This window comes from Streptomyces marokkonensis, assembly GCF_039539045.1.
GTDB lineage: Bacteria > Actinomycetota > Actinomycetes > Streptomycetales > Streptomycetaceae > Streptomyces > Streptomyces marokkonensis.
In genome coordinates this window covers 1-4,662 of record NZ_BAABCQ010000302.1, presented here as the reverse complement: position 1 = coordinate 4,662, position 4,662 = coordinate 1, and the positions used below count along the sequence as shown (strand labels likewise).

Annotated in this window: 2 protein-coding genes; both read right to left on the bottom strand. The window is 73.9% G+C overall.

What is annotated here, in order from left to right; genetic code table 11:
• On the bottom strand, window positions 1–1,755 hold a 1,755-nt coding region (locus tag ABEA26_RS35125; protein WP_345598028.1), incomplete at its 3' end, for a type I polyketide synthase.
• 34 nt (window positions 1,756–1,789) lie between these two features.
• On the bottom strand, window positions 1,790–4,662 hold a 2,873-nt coding region (locus tag ABEA26_RS35120), incomplete at its 5' end, for a type I polyketide synthase (protein WP_345598026.1).

The window sequence follows — 4,662 nt, the reverse complement described above, 5'->3', positions numbered from 1 at the left end:
CTCCCGACCCATACCAACCCGCTGCGACCCCTGACCCGAGAACAGGAACCCGACCTTGTCACCGGAGCGGGTCGCGTTCCGGACGACAGCCGCCGACGGGATGCCGGACGCCAGTGCCCTCACGGCTTCGGTGAGTGCCTCCGGGCTCTCGCCGACGACGGCCGCCCGGCGGTCCCAGGCGGTGCGGGTGGTGGCGAGGGAGAAGCCGATGTCGGCCGGTGAGCGGCCGGGGCCGCCCTGGTCGTCCTCGAGGAAGGAGAGCAGGCGCTGCGCCTGGGCACGCAGTGCCGCATCGCTCTTCGCCGACAGCACCCACGGCAGCGCGCCGGTGGCCGGGGCGCCGGCCGGTTCGGCGGCGGGCTCCTCTTCGGAAGCCGGGGCCTGCTCGATGATCGTGTGGGCGTTGGTGCCGCTCACGCCGAAGGAGGAGACGGCGGCGCGGCGCGGGCGGTCCGACTCGGGCCAGTCGACGGCCTCGGTCAGTAGTCTGACGCCACCCGAGGACCAATCGACCTGATCCGTCGGTTCCTCCACGTGCAGCGTCCGCGGCAGGACGCCGTTGCGGATGGCCATCACCATCTTGATCACACCGGCGACACCCGCGGCGGCCTGGGTGTGGCCGATGTTGGACTTGACGGACCCCAGCCACAGCGGCCGGTCCTCCGGGCGCCTCTGGCCGTACGTGGCGAGCAGCGCCTCGGCCTCGATCGGGTCGCCGAGGGCGGTGGCCGTGCCGTGTGCCTCTACGGCGTCGACCTGGGAAGCGGTCAGGCGCGCGTTCTCCAGCGCCTGCCGGATCACGCGCTCCTGCGCCGGGCCGTTCGGGGCCGTGAGGCCGTTGGAGGCGCCGTCCTGGTTGACCGCGCTGCCGCGGATGACGGCGAGCACGTCGTGGCCGAGCCGGCGGGCGTCGGACAGCCGCTCCAGCAGGAGCACGCCGACGCCTTCGGACATGCCCGTGCCGTCGGCGGTCGAGGAGAACGCGCGGCAGCGGCCGTCGGGCGACAGGCCGCGCTGCGCGCTGAACGCGATGAGAGTGTTCGGCGTGGCCATCACGGTGACGCCGCCGGCCAGGGCGAGCGAGCACTCGCCGCGGCGCAGTGCCTGGGCGGCCAGGTGGAGCGCCACCAGCGAGGACGAGCAGGCCGTGTCGACGGTGACCGCCGGGCCTTCGAGGCCGAGGGCGTAGGAGATGCGGCCGGACACCACGGCGGCGGTGTTCGCGGTGACGAGGTGGGCCTCGATGTCGGCGTCGGGCCGTTGGAGGTAGGCGTGGTCCTGGCCGTTGGTGCCGACGAACACGCCGGCCCGGCTGCCGCGTGCGGTGACGGGGTCGATGCCCGCCCGCTCGAAGGCCTCCCAGGAGGTCTGCAGGAGCAGCCGCTGCTGCGGGTCCATGACCAGGGCCTCGCGGGGCGAGATGCCGAAGAACGCGGGGTCGAACTCGCCGGCGTCGTACAGGAATCCGCCCTCGCGCACGTAGGTGCGGCCCGTCTTCCCCGGCTCGGGGTCGTGGATGGCGTCCATGTCCCAGCCGCGGTCGGTGGGGAACCCGGACACGCCGTCGCCACCGGAGGCCACCAGCTGCCACAGTTCCTCGGGCGAGCCGACACCGCCCGGGTAGCGGCAGGCCATCCCGACGATGGCGATGGGCTCGGTGTCCTTCGCCTCCAGCTCACCCAGCTGCCTGCGGGTCTGCCGCAGGTCCACCATCACGCGTTTGAGGTAGTCCCTGAGCTTGTCGTCGTTCGGCATGTTTTACGTCCTCGGTAGCAATGCGTGACAGAGGTCAGAGAGAGCCGAGCTCTTGGTCGATGAGGTCGAACATCTCGTCGTCGGTGGCGGCGTCGAGCCGGTCGAGGTCGCGTCTGGTGCCGGGGCCCGCGTCGCCGGCCGCCACGTCGTGTGGGGTGTCGGTCCACTTCCAGAGCAGCGCCTTGAGCCGGGTGGTGACCTTGCCCCACAACGCGTCCCGCGGAGCGAGAGCGGCGAGCTGCTCCTCCAGCCGGTCCAGTTCGGCGAGCACGGGCGGGGCCTCGGCGGCCGAGTCCAGCAGCAGGTCCTTGTGCAGGAGCCGGGCGATGGCGACGGGGTTGGGATGGTCGAAGACCAGAGTGGGTTTGAGCCGCAGGCCGGTCACGGCCTTGAGCCGGTTGCGCAGTTCCACGGCGGTCAGGGAGTCGAAGCCGATGTCGCGGAAGGCGGTGGCAGGTTCGACGCGGGAGGCGTCGACGTGGCCGAGGGCCGCTGCCGCCTGATGGCGCACCAGCTCCAGCAGGGCCTTCTCCTGGTCGGCTTCCGACATCCCGGCGAGACGGCGGGCCAGGGCGGAGGCGCCCACGGCCGGGGCCGCTGCTCCGGCCGTGTCACCGGTGTCGCCGACGAGGCCGTGGAAGACAGCGGGCAGCATGCCGGCGCGGGCCCTGGCACGCAGCTGCGGTACGTCCAGCCGGACCGGGACGATCACCGGCCGGTCCAGGGCGAGGGCGGTGTCGAACAGGGCCAGTCCCTCGGCCGGGGTGAACGGCACGACTCCGGACCGTCCCATCCGGTTGCGGTCGGTGTCGGCGATCCGGTCGCCCATGCCCCCGTTGTCCGTCCACAGGCCCCATGCCAGCGAGGTGCCGGGCAGGCCTGCGGCCCGGCGCCGGCGCGCCAGCCCGTCCAGGAAGGCGTTGGCGGCGGCGTAGCTCGCCGCGCCCGCGCTGCCCAGGACGCCGGCCAGAGAGGAGAAGAGCACGAACGCCGACAGGTCCAGGTCCTTCGTCAGCTCGTGCAGGTGCAGCGCGCCGTCGGCCTTCGGCCGCAGCACGGTGTCCAGACGCTCCCGGGTCAGGGCGGTGACGACACCGTCGTCCAGGGCCGCCGCCGCGTGCACGACGGCCACCAGCGGATGTTCGGCGGCCGGTACCGAGGCCAGCAGCTCGGCGAGGGCTTCGCGGTCCGCGATGTCGCAGGCGGCCACGTCGACGTGCGCGCCCAGCCCGGAGAGCTCGGTGACGAGCTCGCCGATGCCCTCGGCCGCGGGGCCGCGGCGGCTGACCAGCAGCAGCCTGCGGGCACCACGTTCGACGACGAGGTGCCGCGCGAGCGACCGTCCCAGGCCACCGGTCGCACCGGTGAGCAGTACGGTCCCCTCGGGATCCCACGCGGGTCCGGCGGGCTCCGAGGGCGGGCTGACCCGGGCGAGGCGCGGCACCAGGAGCTTGCCGTCGCGCACCGCGGCCTGCGGTTCGTCCAGCGCGGCGAGCGCCGCGGCCAGCGCCGGGTCCAGGCCGCCGGTCGTGTCCGGGTCCGTGCCGTTGTTCGTGGACGAGTCGTCCGCATGGTCCGTGTCCACGAGCAGGAGCCGGTCCGGGTGCTCGGCCTGGGCCGCCTTCACCAGGCCGGAGACCGCGACGTGCGCGAGATCCACCGCCGGGCCGTCCGGTCCGGCGCCTCCGCGTGTCATCACCACGAGCCGCGCGTCGGTGAACCGCTCGTCGGCGACCCACTCCTGGACGGCCGACAGCACCTCGGCCAGCGTCTCGCGTATGGCCGCGGCGGCATCGCCGTCGCTCGGGGCGCAGGGCAGGAGGACGTGGGCGGGCATGACCGCACCGCCGTCGACCGATTCGCGGAGCGCGTCGATGTCCGCGTGGGAGCCCTCGGCACCGAGAACGGCCCAGCCGGCTCCGGAGGCGGGGGCGGTGGCAGGGGACGCGTTGTGCTCGGCCCAGTCGACCTCGAACATCCAGTCCTGGTGCGCCACGCGCGAGGCCAGCACCTGCTGCGCGGTCATCGTCCGCGTCCGGACGGAGCTGACCGAGGCGACAGGGGTACCGTCGGCACCGGCCAGGTCGAGCGCCACCGTCCCGTCACCGGTGGGCCGGACGCGTATGCGTACGGCGCCGGTTCCCGGCGTGTGCACGGACATGCCGCTCCAGGCGTAGGGCAGAAGAACCTCGCCTGGCTCCGCGGCGCGGTCCGGCGCCGCCAGACCGAGGGCGGCGTCCAGGAGTAGGGGGTGCAGGGTGTAGCGGTCCGCGCCGTTACGCTCCGTGGCGGGCAGTTCGGCCTCGGCGTACAACTCGTCCCCGGCGCGCCAGGCGGCGCGCAGGCCCGGGCGGCCGGCGACGTCCACCGCTTCCGCGCCCGTCGGCGGCCAGGCCATCAGGTCGGGCTCCGGCGCCGGAGTGTTTCGGGTCAGTTCCCCGGTGGTGTGGCAGACCCACGTCTCACCGGTGCCGGCCGCGGCGGACCGGCTGAAGACGCGCACCGAGCGCCGGTCGGGATCATCGGCCGTGCCGATCCGCACCTGGATGCGGACGGCACCGTGTTCGGCCAGGACCAGCGGGGCGTCCACGTCGAGCCGGTCCAGGTGGGGAAACCCGGTCTGCCGGCCCGTGGACAGGGCGAGGTCCACGAACGCAGCGACCGGGAGCACCGGCAGGCCGCTGACGGTGTGCTTCGCGATCCAGGGCAGCTCGGCCGGGGACAGCCGGCCGGTGAACAGCACGTCCTGTGCCCCGGCGGTCTCCACGACGGCGCCGAGCAGAGCGTGCCCGGCGGAGTCCAGGCCCGCCGAGGAGACGTCGGTCGCGGCCAGGCCTTCGAGCCAGTAGCGTTCGCGCTGGAAGGCGTAGGTGGGCAGGTCGACGCGGCGGGCGCCGGGGAAGAAGG